Source organism: Novosphingobium sp. ST904, from assembly GCF_001298105.1.
Taxonomy (GTDB): Bacteria; Pseudomonadota; Alphaproteobacteria; order Sphingomonadales; family Sphingomonadaceae; genus Novosphingobium.
The window spans coordinates 1-13,536 of the sequence record NZ_LGJH01000084.1; the positions used below are offsets into that span (position 1 = coordinate 1).

The 13,536-nt window shown below is 58.8% G+C and carries 8 protein-coding genes and 2 pseudogenes; 4 read left to right on the forward strand and 6 right to left on the reverse strand.

The features are described 5' to 3' along the window. Positions 1-41: 41 nt before the first annotated feature. The gene (locus ADT71_RS35335) at positions 42-539 is read right to left on the reverse strand and encodes a DNA-binding domain-containing protein (protein ID WP_132470014.1); all 498 of its coding nucleotides are present in this window, start codon (positions 537-539) and stop codon (positions 42-44) included. Positions 540-892: 353 nt separating this feature from the next. Between ADT71_RS35335 and ADT71_RS30975 the strand changes: the two genes are divergently transcribed. The 3 genes from ADT71_RS30975 to ADT71_RS30980 are packed head-to-tail and all read left to right on the forward strand — an operon-like array spanning position 893 to position 5,036. Beyond that, positions 893-2,443 (forward strand): triacylglycerol lipase, encoded by a 1,551-nt coding sequence (locus tag ADT71_RS30975; protein WP_165913348.1) that lies wholly within the window; start codon positions 893-895, stop codon positions 2,441-2,443. After that, complete coding sequence (locus ADT71_RS01550) at positions 2,440-4,551, forward strand: AAA-like domain-containing protein (RefSeq protein ID WP_197282879.1); 2,112 nt, start codon at positions 2,440-2,442, stop codon at positions 4,549-4,551. Before ADT71_RS30975 ends, ADT71_RS01550 begins: the two co-directional genes overlap by 4 nt. Continuing rightward, the gene (locus ADT71_RS30980; protein ID WP_156336390.1) at positions 4,548-5,036 is read left to right on the forward strand and encodes a hypothetical protein; all 489 of its coding nucleotides are present in this window, start codon (positions 4,548-4,550) and stop codon (positions 5,034-5,036) included. Before ADT71_RS01550 ends, ADT71_RS30980 begins: the two co-directional genes overlap by 4 nt. A gap of 151 nt (positions 5,037-5,187) precedes the next feature. Here the strand turns inward: ADT71_RS30980 and ADT71_RS01555 are convergent, their stop codons facing one another. The 4 genes and pseudogenes from ADT71_RS01555 to ADT71_RS01570 form a co-directional block, all read right to left on the reverse strand. Further along, positions 5,188-5,559, reverse strand: a complete 372-nt coding sequence (locus tag ADT71_RS01555; protein WP_369818142.1) for a hypothetical protein — start codon at positions 5,557-5,559, stop codon at positions 5,188-5,190. 341 nt (positions 5,560-5,900) lie between these two features. Beyond that, positions 5,901-9,143: pseudogene (gene mobF, locus ADT71_RS01560) on the reverse strand (MobF family relaxase). Positions 9,144-9,145: 2 nt separating this feature from the next. After that, positions 9,146-11,490, reverse strand: a pseudogene (locus ADT71_RS01565) (type IV secretion system DNA-binding domain-containing protein). Beyond that, positions 11,477-11,770, reverse strand: a complete 294-nt coding sequence (locus tag ADT71_RS01570) for a hypothetical protein (protein WP_054434477.1) — start codon at positions 11,768-11,770, stop codon at positions 11,477-11,479. The pseudogene ADT71_RS01565 and the gene ADT71_RS01570 overlap by 14 nt, the downstream one beginning before the upstream one ends. Before the next feature lie 540 nt (positions 11,771-12,310). On the opposite strand from ADT71_RS01570, the gene ADT71_RS01575 reads away from it, so the two are divergent. Further along, positions 12,311-12,547: a hypothetical protein gene (locus tag ADT71_RS01575; protein ID WP_054434479.1), complete on the forward strand. Its 237-nt coding sequence runs from the start codon at positions 12,311-12,313 to the stop codon at positions 12,545-12,547. Positions 12,548-12,732: 185 nt separating this feature from the next. On the opposite strand, the gene ADT71_RS01580 is transcribed toward ADT71_RS01575, so the two are convergent. Further along, complete coding sequence (locus ADT71_RS01580; RefSeq protein ID WP_054434481.1) at positions 12,733-13,347, reverse strand: hypothetical protein; 615 nt, start codon at positions 13,345-13,347, stop codon at positions 12,733-12,735. Positions 13,348-13,536 lie beyond the last annotated feature (189 nt).

The window sequence follows — 13,536 nt, forward strand, 5'->3', positions numbered from 1 at the left end:
ATCGTCAACGGCATGGGCCACCATCGCCTCCATCCGCATGCTCACCCGCAGAACTGCAAGGTATTGCTACGGTTGAGAAACTTCCGAGTCAGGCACTTAGCACCGAGGCGTCGTCGAGCCGTCGAAACGGGAGGCAAGGCCTGTACACGTGCGGTGATTGCCTTGGTGCTCGGCGGCCGAATTCCGGACTTCCTGCACTCGTGGTCCAACCAACGTCGCAGAGCTTGGACGCTTGGCTTTTCGCGGGTCAGGTAATGTTCTTCGATCCCTCGGCTGATCAATTGCTCGACATCGGCTGACAGATTTCGACTCCCGCATGTCCGGCCACGCTTGCCCGGTAACAACGAGGCGGCACAGGGCGCAGCGCGATATCGCTGAAGGAGTTCGTGAAAGCGGGATCTTTGAAGCCCCAGCTTTGACATGGCCTCAGTCGCGACTTCGGCGGAGATGCGCGGGCAATTTGCCAGCGGACGGATTACCATCTCGCGGCGACGTGCCTCTTCCCAATCTGCGTCCGATGCGGTTTTTGCCACCTGCATAGCCAATCAGCCTTGCTGGAAAGCCAGCAGTGAGTTTCTGCCTTTTGCAACGCGGAGTCCAGAGTGGGCTGCACTCCTCGCTCTCCGTTTTAACTTTCGCTTGTCCGATATTTGAGGAGTTCATCCGGCATTTGAAAGTGAGGTTGCCCGCCATTCTTGGGTCCGGCGAATTAGGAAAACCGACAAGCGTTCAAGAGGCTCAGGAAGCTATTCTGAATTGCCGATGCAATCGCTTGCAACTATCAAAACAGGTGAAGTTGGGGAAATCCCTCGATCTAGCGCCGTAAAACTTGCTTCTACCAACAGCCTTAGCCAAAAGCGGCAGCTTGCGCCAGGATTGGGACAGGCTGTCTGTGAAAACCGAAATTGCAACGCGATACACGATAAGTCCCGACGCAAAAGATGACGGCGAAGCGATTGTGTTCATCCATGGCCTATCCGGTTCGCCAGGATCTACCTGGGGAAAGATGGCAGAGTGCATTGATAGCGATCCCGATTTCGCCGGGGTTACAGTCGACTATTATGCTTACCCAACCCGCCTAGTCCGCTTGCCATTTACACCTCCATTACCTGGCCTCAGAGATCTTGCGGACGGCCTTAGAACGTTCTTGGAAGAGCGCCACGGTCGAAGAGCCACAATTTCGATTGTCGCGCACAGTTTGGGCGGACTGATTGCGCGTCATCTGGTTACTTCAAATATCCGACTCGGAAGCTCTCTAAATATTCGCCGCATTGCGCTCCTCGCGGTGCCGAGCACAGGATCGACGCTTGCTAACGTAGGATCTTTAATTTCGTTCCCACATCGGCAATTGAAAGCCCTTAGTCGCGATGAGGGCGGTCTAACTACATTGAATATCGACTGGGAACATCTCAAGGTCGAAGATCTCATAAATGTTCGTTACATACTAGGTGGTTCTGATCGAACAGTTCCGTCCGATAGCGCCGTTCCCTATATAGGACGAAACAACAAATCCGTTATTATTGACGCGGATCACAGATCGATTGTTGCACCTAATGGGCGAGATGACCTTCGCTACAAGACTCTCAAACGCTTTTTGAAAGCAGATGAGCCGATGCTCGAGCATAAGTCGGCAGCGCAGAAGGTCGTTCCATTCGAACGACCGGCCGATCCACTGTTCGATGTTTACACTCCTATAAATGAGACATTTTACTTAAAACGCTCATTTGACAGTGTAGTTCTGGATGTAATGTCTCGTGGTCACATGTGGTTGACCGGAGATTCGGGAATTGGCAAGTCCGCTGCCGCTCGGCGCGCGATCTATTCTAGCGGCTGGCGTTTATTCCACATCAATCTCTCTGCCCATGATATTGCAGGACCTGAACGTCTTTTGGCATCACTCTGCGCGGAACTGGCCTCGATATCGGAAATGCCGCTTTTAGAGACCCATGACGCAACGTTCAATGACCAGGCAGCATTCGGGAAACGCCTGCTTATGGACCTAAGATCAGATAGTGTAACAACTATTCTCGTTGAAGAGATGCCGCTAAATGCGCAATCCCTTGGAATTGCGACGCAAACAATTTCCAAATTTCTTGAAATTTTAGATTCCGACGACCGGCTATACGGGCAAATTCGGTTTGTATTTTCATCAAGAATTGCAGTTTCGTCAATTGGGGTAGATTTGAGTAGTAAAGTGCGGGAAAAGATACAGTTCCTACCTGTCGACTTGTGGAGCGAGCAGGATATCACTCGTTTAATCCAGCTTCTAACCCCTGCGGTAAAGTCAGATCTCTCTGCCCAACACCAGAGTTCAATTGCTCAAGCTTCGAAGGGATCACCTAGGTTCGTGAAGATGGTCTTTAGGCATTGGCGAAATCGAACGGCGGGTAACTCCTCGGTTGAGGAACTCTGCGCTCAAGTCGGACAGGAGCTCGTGCTTTGACCTATCGCAAAGCCCTTCGGCCGCGAACCATCATCCCTGACAATCTTTATGTCGATCGCGACGCAGACCGCCAGTTGAACGATGTTATCGATGACATGGGACGCCCGGGCTACATCCTAGTTGCCCGGCAGATGGGCAAGACTAACCTGCTGCTTAGGATGAAGCGTCGCCGTGAAGCAGACGGTGAATTGGCGGTCTATGTTGATCTGTCGATCGGCTTCAGTGACGCCCGTGGCTTGTTCCATCATCTAATTGACAGCCTGCTGGAATCACTTCCACTGGATGATGTACGCGAGAAAATCAATCTAGATCGTCTTGGATCCACTGTGGATCCGAGCGTTGAATATGATCGACATCTCCGGCTGGTTTTATCTGCCTCAAAAAAAGAACGGGTCATTATCATTCTCGATGAGATCGATTCTCTTGTGGGGCAACCTTACTCGGATCGTATCTTATCGCAGGTTCGCAGCATGTATTTCGCGAGGGCAAATTTCGCGATTTATGAAAGTTTGACCTACGTCCTATCGGGCGTGGCAGAGCCGACTGATCTCATTAAAGATAAAAACATCTCCCCGTTCAATATCGGTGAGAAAATATATCTTAGCGATTTCAGTCGCTCTGAGGTTTCTAGCCTCCTTCGCAAAGCCGGAATCGAGTTCGATCTGGAAATTCAGGAAGCCGTATACGGTTGGACAAGCGGAAATCCTCGAATGACGTGGGATGTATACTCCGCACTTGAGGATGCTATGGCCGCTGCCGAGCAAGTGGATCTTGCGACGGTCGATGCTGTGATAGAGAGACTCTACCTTACTCGCTTTGATAGGGCTCCGCTCGACCACATTCGGGCTCTAGCGGAAAATGAGCCCGAGGTAAGGGCTGCACTAGTTGCGTTGCTTTATGGGAAAGGCGAAACCCTCGACGATAGATCCAAAAGCAAGCTCTATCTTGCAGGTATTACAACCGCATCTGCGAACCACGCCCCCACCATTAAGAACCGTGTGATTGAACATGCATTGTCAGAGACATGGCTTGCTCAGGTGGAAGCGGGTCAAAAAGGTCTCCTGACTGCAGCTGGCCGGAGGTATTCCAGCGGCGAATATCGTGCGTCAATTGATTTGTTCAACCAATACATAGGTTCTGGCGGGGCCATCGAAAGCCTTGAGGACTTTGAACTCCTTCAGTACGGAATGGCCCTGTACAATTTGGGGCTTTTTCAAGAAGCCATAGGCATACTAGATCTCGCTAGCACCAAGACACGTTCCAACGAAGTGCGCACAATGCTGAGCTATCACAAAGGCTTAGCAATTATGCTACTTGGGAAGCCAGAAGATGCCATTGAGATACTGCAGCCAATTGCCGAGGCTGCAGGTAATTACATGCTCAAGGCAAGGCACGCCGTTGGGACCGCATATTTGCACATCTCAATGATAGACAATGCGGACTTGATTCTGAAAATTAACGAGGATGTTTTAAATGACATCCAGGTTGATCATGAGCTCACACCAGAGGTGAAATCGGAGATCATCACCGCAGTCTATTATAATATTGGGCAAGTGTACTCGGCTCTTAACAGGACTGCGGAAGCCAGGTCAGCCTTCAACTCAGCCCATAATGCAGCGGTAACGGCGTTCAAGCCCGCTTTCGCGTCTGTCAGACTCCGCGCTGCGGAGAATGATGAAGAGCGCGCAGCCATTCTTGCGGAGACGTCCGAAATTGTTGTCCGTGATCGCATCCCTTATGCAACCGTGAGGGGAACTCTCGGATTTGATGAAAGCGACATGGCCGAGCTTATGGCGGTCTCGCTGGCCCTGGGCGACCTAGCTACGTTTGATCGGCTTTTAGACGTCGCGCAATCGCGAGCCGGAACCAACCCATTTGAGACCATTGTTAATCTTGCTAACGTCGGTGATCGGAAAACCGCGACCGGTAGCATCAAGGCCCTACTTAAAAAAGCATTAACTACGCCATCTATTACTCGAGAGGCATTGTTCAACAGAAGCTTAGCGCAGCTTCTGCATTACTTGCTTTGTCCGCCGATAGTGATCAAGAATTGGCTTTTGAGACGTATTGGGCGCTCGTTTCTCAACCTGAAGCTATGGAATTCTTGAATGCTAACGATACGGTTTCTTTAGCGAATCAAGTTGGAACTGATCTCAACAACGGCAATCTCTCGCGTGCGAAGCAAATCATGCTCTTCGTCCGGAAGAATGAAAAGAGGTTAGCCGAAGGAAGCAGCACTATGTTTGCTTTCTTTGTTTATCAAGAGATGATAATTCATCGTACGGAACAAAACTATACGAAATCTCTACATGCAGCCAGAGAGGTATTGTCTTTGGTTTCACCTGAGAGCGTAAAAAATGATGCTGCTGCAATTCGTAACTCTGCGCTAGTTGAACGACTTCGCCAAGCCGCGACGCGGCACATTGGAAATCATTCAATTCCGGGACCTAGGATTGGGCGCAATGAGTTTGTTATAGTATCTGACGTTGCGACCGGATCTATAACTAGAGTAAAATTCAAAAAGGTTGCAGACAGGATTGCCAGTGGCGAACTTGAGATCGTAACTGATAGAGATAGCCTGATAAGTCGTTAGTATCGGGAAATTTCCGCCACTGCAGTTTTCGATTTACGGCTGATGATAAAATTGAATTTATCTTCGGCCGTAGTCCACGAACTTTGAAAGTGCTGATATTTACATTCCAATGTGACATTCGGCCACCGTATAAATTCATGTCCTACATTCACTAACTGAGAATAGCGCGCACCTCTGGGACGAGTGTATAAACCGCCTCGCGTCGCGCACCTCGGTTGTCATGGTCAACCCGATACCCTTGATAATGTCGGTGAACCAAACCTGCCCTAACCAGATCAGAAACCGCACGGCTGACGCTGCACCGAGCTGACTGCTGCAATCGGTCCTGCATCTGGGCGTCCAGCACATCGTCCAAATCTGCCGGATCGGCCGGCATAGTGTCCTCGCGCTTCATTTCATCGAGCAACTTCTGACGAATGGCCTGCCTGCGATGATGGCGCTGCGCCATCGGGATCATCGCTTTCCCCAGCCAGTCCCGAACGGGAACCGCCTGTTCCTCGTCGATGATGTAAGGGCCAGCCACTCCCTTGGGGTTGGCGCCCGTGCCAGCAAATTGAGGACAAGCAAGGTGTAACGCGGGCGAGGTGACACCTCCATGATCCGCGCGACGAGCGTAGGCATGTCCATCCGTTTGATGGGAACGGGCGCGGGAACGGCGCGCGGTTCGAACAGATCGGGCTGATGGAACATGTCACGAATCTACCGCACCCGAATCCCGAGGTGAATCCCCTATCTCCCTTGCTTCAAGATTTTACAGCTATGGCACTTTACCAGCGATTTTGCGCGACGGGTAAAGTGCCATAGCTGCCACCTCACCATGAGCCGGCCAGCATAATCATTCCGCATTGGAAGATTGCGCGCACCTCACAGATCAAGCCCAAGGTTCTTTTCAGGAAGCCCCGGCAGTTGCGGTTCGCTACCCGCGATAGGCGGAAGACCGCGCAGATCATCAACATCGAGCGGCACGACGCCAAGCCCATCACCTTCAAGCTGGCCTCGATCGTCGCTCTGGCTCGCCTCTGGCAACGCGCTCAGCCCCATCAACGGCTTACCATCGGCATCGTACTTGGAATAATCGATCTCCGACGTTCCCATGGGCGGGAGATCCAACAGATCGCCTCCGTCCATTTCAGCGCCCTCTGCTGACGATCCGCCGTCCAACTCGATTTTGCCCAGCGCAGCCGTGAGCGCCGCATCGGCCGCGGCCTCCTTCGCCTCGGGCCCGTCAATATCGATCTGACCGGTCGTCTCGAGCGCCGAGGTCTTGTCGCCGGCATTGCGATCGAGTTGCCGCTCCAGCTTCTGCCGGTCGTCCACGACGATGGTGATGTCGTCGCGCACGCGCGTCACCCCGACATTGAAAAGCCGCTGGTTCGAGAGATTACGCTCGTAGCTCAGCATCACGGTGATCGCCTTGTCGGCGGTGACACCCTGAGCCATGTGCATGTTAAGCGAGTAGGCAAGATCCAACCGAGAAAGCATCGGATCACCGCGCTCTAGCGTGACCTGCTCCTTCGTCGCGGTTTCGACCGTCACCCCCTTCTCGTCGATCGCCACCACACGAGCGAGTGCGGAATTGAAAAGACCCCGCTCCTTGTCGTTGGCTGTCCAGCGGATCTGGTCGCCCTCGTACATCCTGAGGCTTTCGAGTTTGCTGAGCTCCAGGCGCTCTCGCGTCACGTTCGGATCGATTTGCTGCGGATCGAAGCGAATGCGCCGCCCGCTGGCCGACTGAACTTCGACTTTGCCATTCGCGAAAACATGGCTGACGGCATAGACGCCGCGCCCAAGCCCGATCTCTGGCACCCTGCCCGTGACATGCAGCGCCTGCCCCGCCGTATAGTTCTGCGCGTAGCGCAGCTCCTCGCAGGTCTTGCTGACCCGGTCGTAGACCGTGACCGCGAGCCCATCGCCCTTCAGCGATCCATCGGCGGCAAGCCCAGCCTGGATCTCGGCATTGACGGTAGCACGCGTCTCGCGACCCGAGGCGAAGACCGCTGTCACCGCCCTTTCCGCCTCCGGCAGCGCAAGCCAAAGCTGCGCCGCCTGCTCAGCCGGCTCGCCGCTTTCGATAACCTTGTCGCCGAGCACCTTGAGCGCCTGGGTTGCACGTCCGACATTCGCGAGCGCAGCAACAGTCCGCAGCTGATCGGTGCGCTGCCGGATGTTCTGGTCCATACGCGCCATGAAGGCGCCGCCAGCCTGGACCATGGCGAAGGCCTTGCCGGCATTGATCGAGGAAAGCTGCTGGCGGTCCCCGACCATCGCGACCTTGTCGATGCCCATTCTCGGCAATCGTCAGCAGCTTCAGCATATCGTCGCTGGAGACCATCGAAGTCTCGTCCACGACGATCGTCGTGTCCTTGAGTTCGTCACGCCGCGCCAGCGCCATCGGGCTCTGCGGATCGGCAAGGTGCTGCTGGTTCTGCCAGATGAAGGCGGCAATCGTCTGGGCCTCGATCCCGGCCGCCCTCATATCCTCGACGGTCATTTCCCGCGGAACCATGCCCTCACGCATGTCGGCGACCATCTTGTTCTGGAAGGCGAGCCCCAGGACCTTGCGCCCCTCCTCGCCGGCAACGCCCGACACTGCCTGCAGCATCGTGGACTTGCCCGCGCCGGCCACGCCCTGAACGACTACGTATCGGTCCGCCCCTGACACGATCATCGTCGCGGCCGCCAGCTGACCCTCGTTGAGCTGATGGGGCGAGACCGCCTGTAGCCGGTCCGGAGCCTCGGCCGGCACGACCATCCCCACGGCCTTACCATTACTGCCCGCGATATAATCGAGGATCTTCTGCTCGGTCGCCAAGGCCTCCGGCGTGGTCACCGCCGGCACTTTCACGCCCCGCTCCCGGATATGCCCGCTGACAAGATCGCCGCGCGCCACGAGACGATCGACCCGCGCCTCGATTTGCCCGATCGTGACGCCCTGCAGGCCAAAATCGAGCGCGGTCTTGGCAACCTTGTTGATGTCGAAGGCCGCCTCGCGCTGACCGAGGTGGCGGATGGCTGAGGCCACCGCGATCTGCGCGCGGGCCTCAGGCGCCGACTGGGCGATGCGGGCAATTCCCTTGTCCACCAACGGGTCGGGCGAGCGCAGCAATCCTGCTAAGAACTCGCGCGCGCTTTTCACCACCTCGACCATCGCCTGGTAGCCGCGCCCGAACGCGGAATCCGCCTGTGGCGCCTCCGCATCACGTAGCGCTGCTGCCAGCACATCCTTGCCGTCGAACCCGAGCGCGGCTGCCTTGTCGCTCCAGTCCTTCAGCAGCCCCTCGCGGCCTTCGACATTGAGCTTGGGATCGCGGGTATTGACGGTCACGCCGTCGCGCCCCTTGGCCGAGACGATCCCGAGCTGCTCGGCTTTCAGCAGGATCTGCTCGCGCCGCTGGCTGAAAGCCTCGATCACCGCCTTGGGCACCCCGGTGATCTCGAAGGTCCCGTGCTTGCCCTGAAGCTCGACCTTGTAGCCCAGCTTCTCCATCTCGGCGCGCAGGTAGGCATGGTAGATCGAGCCGATCACCGTGTTGTTCGACCACAGCTTGTCCGCGTGGAGCGCCTGCCATTTGCCGTCGGGCATGCGCGTCATGTTGGCGACGATCGCATGGATATGCGCCTGGGGATCGAGCGCCCGGCTCGTGTCGTGCTGGAACAGCGCATAGACGAGGTTGCCGGTGCTGACCGGCGAGGTCTTGCCATCCACCGTCTTGCGCCCTTCGGCAAGGTTCTTCTCGACCCAGGCCATGGTCTGCTGCACAGCCTTGAGGTGTGCGCCCTCGGGTCCGAGGATCCGCTTGTCGCCGGCGATATAGGCCATGAGCGAGACCGACTTCGGCGCCGAAAAGGTAAGGTCGTACCCGGGCCGGCGATTGTCCTTGGCATCGAGCCGCTCGCCGTCCGGCGCCACGCCCTTGAGCACGCTTTCGAAGGTATCGCGGGCGACGGCGCCGGCACTCTCGAGCGGGGTACCCTTGATGCCCTCCCCGCCCCACTGGCTGACATCGCCGCGTGCGCGTCGGTGTAGTATTCCCCGCTCACGAAATCGTCTTTCGTGAAATACTGCGCCGCGCCGCCGGCGGAGCGAACCGAGGCGATCGACAGCATCGTCAGTCACCGATGCCGAGATCGGCATCCTCGCCCTCGAGACCGAACCCGTCGCGGGCCTCGCGCACGCCGAGATCTTCCTCCCAGGGCTGGGGATGGGCCTGGTGCAAAATGGCCGGATCGTGCCGATCCCCCCTGCCCCGCTCCTCCGCCCGGATCTGGCCGACATCGATGCGATCGACGGGTCGCTCACGCTCCTCGCGGTGCTCGTCATCGCGCCGACCGGCGGCGCCATGCGGAGCGCTCGGATCCATTCGCTCGAACGCCTCGCGCGCATTGGGATCGCGCCCGTCCCGGTCCTGCGCTTCGGTCGGTTGCTCAAGGATGCTCGCCGCCTGCGCCAAGACCAGATCGCGCGCGGCGATCTCCTCGTCGCTGGGCGCAAGGCTTTCGCCGCGCCCGCCATCATCCCCGCCCTTGCCTCGCCCCCCACTTCCGCGTCCCTGCCCTTCAGGATCGCCTGCCACCGGCAGCACGCGCTTCACGAAACCCTCGGCGACTTTGGGATAGTGCGTCCACTCGAGTCGGATGCGCGCCGCCGGAAACCCTTCGGCGAATTTCACGAAGCCGTGCATCGAGGGCAGGTTCATGATGTCGTCGGGAATGACCAGCGGCTCGATTTGCTTGCGCGGCGTCAGCGTCGAGGCGTCGCGGGTGTTGTTGTAGCCATAGCTGTACCCCTCATCCATCTGCCGGATTTCGCGGTTGCCGATATAGCGCGCGCACTGCTCGGCGGTGTCGAGATCGGCGGCGGCCAGCATCAGCTTGGTGCGCGCCAGCGAGGACAAGTTGCGGGCATTTTCCTCCCCGTAGACCTGCACGAGTTTGTCGAAGGAGTGGAGCCCGAGGATCATGGCCCCGCCGAAATTGCGTGCGGTCTGCAGGCCGCTCTCGATGGCGGGAAGCCGGTGCAGCGCGCCGAGCTCATCGAACATGAACCAGGTGCGTAAGCTACGCGTGTGCGCCATCGTCATGAGCGAATGGATGGCAAGGTTCGACCAGAGCGTCAGCAGCGCCTTGTTCATCTCGAGGTCGACGTAGTTGCAGGTGATGAAGAGGATCGAGCCGGGCTGCTTCTCGCCGGTGATCCAGGCCTTGATCGAGTACGCCTTGCCCTCGTCGGGGAGAAAGCGCAGCGCCTGGGCATTGGTGTTGAAGACCGCGCGGATCGATTCCGCCATGCGTGCCGCCTCGGGCGCGGTCAGCGGGTCGGCGATGGTCTTCTGCAGGTGGCGGTGGACCTGCTTGAGGTCGGCGGTCATCAGGTTGTCCGCGAGCGCGCGATTGGAGGTCTGCCCCTTCTCGATGAGCTTCATGCACATCTCGATGAAGAGGGTGCGCGCCGCGAGCGCCCAGAACGGTTCGGACGAGCCGCCATCCGACGGGATCAGCGCGGCCGCCGCCGCCGTGAATTCGCTGTAGCTCGCGCAGTCATTGAAGATCGTCCAGGCCGGGCAGCGCGCATCCATCGGATTGAGGATCGTGTCGCGCGCGGGATCGTAGAACGCCTCGACGTATGCGCCGGTCAGATCGAACACAACCGCGCTGTCCTGCCGCTCGCGCATCTGTGTCAGATGCGGCGCAGGACCGTGGTCTTGCCGGTGCCGGTGGTGCCCAGCAACATCGTGTGCGACTGCTCGAGCCGGTGCGGATAGGGAATGCCGGCGAGCGTGTAGGCATGATGAATCCCCGCCGCCTTGCGCGCCCCGAACGGCATCGCCAGCACGTCCTCCGGCGAACGGTCCGGGAAAAGGTCGCGCGCTTCCTTCTCGAAGGCCGCATGGTTGTGCTGGACGATCTCCTGGTAGAGCACTTCGCGCGTCACCAGCATGGCCCCGCGCTCGTGGCGCTCCTCCATGATCGACTTGCCGCGCCGGCGCGAAAAATCGACATACCAGATAGAGGCCGGCACGGTGAGGAACGAGGCGATCAGGAACGATCCGATGACGCCGCGCACCGCCTTGTTCCAGGCCGCCATGACCTCGGGCACATAGGGCACGTAGCCCATGAACGTGCTGCGCACCGAATTGTCGGGCAGATGCAGGTTCACGCGCTTGAAGGCATCGAGCGCGCACCAGTCCCAGAGCGCAGAGAGGATCCGCATGCAGATCAGCTGGAAATTGTTCTCGCTCAGCGTCAGCGATAGGATCGCCGAATAGGCCAGCACGAAGATCGCCAGCCACATGACCGCAGGCATCTTGGCGCCCTGCAGCCACATCAGCACCTGGGTGTTGAGAAGCTGGCTGCCGCGCGTGAAATTGCCCGAGTTGCGCGGCACCTCGCCGCGCGCGGAATGGTGCTTCACATGGACCGGCCGCCCATCACTACGGATGTCAGCGCGCGGCATGGTATCGCTCCATCCGGCGGGCGGTTTCCGCGACGATTTTCTCGCGGTGTTCTGGGTGCTGTTCGAGGATGATCGTGTCGAGCGCGGCCTGCGCATATTCGGTCACGCGGGCAAGCCGCAGCTGGCTGTCCGACTGGGCGCGATGCCCCTCCAGATATTCGACGATGACGAGGCGCAGCAGATCGGCAAACGAGCGCTTCTGATCGGCGGCGATGGCATCGAGCCTAGCGATCTGGTCAGCCTCGAACCGGACGCTTCGCTGGATAATCGGTTTATTCATACTGGCCTCCAAAAAGGAGGCTGGCAGGCTCGAGGAAAGCCCCGATGACATACCGGTTATTCTGAGGGCAAGCAATACGGGAAGTGCCGGTTCTTCAGTATAGCGATCCCAACCGATCCCACGAAAACCGCTGCTTTACTGGTGTTTTCTGGCGCGATCCGGTTGGGATCACATTTGGGATCGGATGGGATCACATCCAATTTCCGTCTAATACCATGATTTGACGCTAAAATCCTGCAACACCGTTGCGTAGGGTGTGCTTAGGAAGCTTTTGTCTCACCCGTGGTCATGCGGCGCGTCTGGGCGTTCGGTCGACGCCGGGCCGGGCAACTAGTTCCGGCGGGGCTGGAGCCGCTGCCAAGCGGAACAGGCCGCGGCCGCGGTAAATTCGGCGAGCGAGAACAGCAGGGAATTCCATGGTGAAACCTCGGCGATGGCAGTAGATCCGAAAGTACGGCCCGCGCCGTATTTGCGGAAGCGAAGATGCGCGTTAAGCTGAGCGCGTTCAGAGCCCGATCAGCCTGACCAAAGGTACAAGCAATGGCAAAGTCACTGGACGCAGAAATGGCCGCGATCGAAGCCGAGGAACGCAAGCTCGTCGAGCGCCGCCAGGCGCATCAGGCGAGAGTGCGCGAGACGGCAATCGGTTCGGTCGAAAAGGCGGGGCTGCTCAAGGTCCCGCTGGACCGACTGGAGCGGATCATGGCGGCAGTGAAGAGACTGGGCGTAGACGAGGTGGAGAAGCGGCTCCTGGAGGGAGTCCGGGCCGCTTCATAAAGGGGCTCGATCTACAACCAGGGCCGCGCGGTAGAGCCTTTACCGCGCGGCCATTTTCAATCCGGCGCTGTGCGCCCAGTCGGCAGATCGCGGCGCAGCGTCTCGGCGGCAGGCAGCAAAAAAGGGGAGCCGAAGGCGCGAGGCTTCGGCTCCCCCTGCATTTGGCGGGCGCTGATGGATACGGGTCAGTAGCAATAGGCCCAGAGCTCGCGCGAGGCTTCCTCGATACCGTGGTCGAGGTCGTGCAGCGTCCATCCGAGTTCATGGTGATGGCTGGCGGCGGTCTCGTAATCGTCCTTGGTCATCGCCGCCCAGTCGATCCGCGCAAGGTAGTCCTCGCTGCGCGCGTGGATGCGCTCGGTCTGGCGGACCCGTGCCTCCATGGCCTCGATTTCGCGCACCAGCTTGGCCTCTTCGGGCGCGGGCTTGGAATCGGGATGGCTCGAGAGAGCGAGGTGGATCGCCCCGCTCGCGCGATGCTTCCAAATGCGCAGGCAGCGGTTCTGGAACTGGGCCTCCTCGACCACCGCGATCACGGCGGTATCCTGATCGAAACAGGCGGCGATGGTCGAGATCGAAAGCAGGCAGGCGCGCGCGTCGAAGTCGTAGACGAGATGCGCGAGATCGCTGCGGTCGAAAACGATCATCTGGGTGCCGTGGCGCGCGCCGTGCGCGGCGAGGATTTCGCGCAGGGCATCGACCGATTGCTGGCTGACGGCAGCCGCTGGGGGCGGCGTATGGGGAGTGGGCGCTGAAGCGCCTGCGGCGGCGTCATCGACGATGCGGAATGACACGGTCATCTGAACCTCCTTCGTTGGACTGCCGCTCCCCTTCCCCCTCTCCTCCTGTCCGATCCGCCCAGCGGATGGGGGGCGGATCGGGGCCATGCGCGCGCCGGTCCCGGCCCGCGCGGAGCCCTTCGGCTCGCTGCGGCAGCACGTTACCGGAAGGGGGAGGGTCGCCGTGCGCACCGCCGCCAGCGAGCCCCG